Genomic DNA, 590 nt, shown 5'->3' on the forward strand with positions numbered 1-590 from the left:
AACTAAACCACTCTGCACTGAAAGTGCAGAGGTTTGTTTTACGAGGGACTGAAAGTCCCTCTTCTTATTTCATTCAAGAATGAAATTTGAATTATCATCCCCTTCTTTTCTTCTGTGATGTTCTAGATAATCATTTACCATTTCATCTGTAATATTTCCTGTACTCCAGACACCATAGCCACTTGCCCAAAAATGCTGACCCCAATAGCGAGCTTGGAGTTCTGGAAATTCCATTTGAAGCTTTCTTGATGTTCTTCCTTTTAAACTTTTCAAAATAGTGCTGACATTCTGCTTGGGCGCATATTCAATGTGCATGTGTACATGATCTGAACTCACAACTCCTTTCAAAATCTCAATACCTTCGGCTTCACATATTTGTATCAAAAGTTCACGGCAACGTTTTTGAACATCTCCTTTCAAAACTTTAAATCTATACTTAGTAACCCAAACAACATGACATGTTAATCGGCTTACTGTATGCGAACCTTTTCTTATATCTGTACTCATAATCTAAAGATATAGATTTTTTCGCATTACTAAAGTACTGCAATAAATTGCAGGGTTTTAAACCCGAATCTGAGACCAATAAA

The 590-nt window shown here is 35.9% G+C and carries 1 protein-coding gene; it reads right to left on the reverse strand.

What is annotated here, in order from left to right; translation table 11 throughout:
* Window positions 1–69: 69 nt before the first annotated feature.
* On the reverse strand, window positions 70–507 hold the full coding sequence (tnpA, locus tag JO950_RS21970; RefSeq protein WP_194620508.1) for an IS200/IS605 family transposase: 438 nt from the start codon (window positions 505–507) through the stop codon (window positions 70–72).
* Between the last annotated feature and the right edge of the window lie 83 nt (window positions 508–590).

The organism is Flavobacterium sp. UGB4466 (assembly GCF_903469665.1).
Taxonomy (GTDB): domain Bacteria; phylum Bacteroidota; class Bacteroidia; order Flavobacteriales; family Flavobacteriaceae; genus Flavobacterium; species Flavobacterium lipolyticum.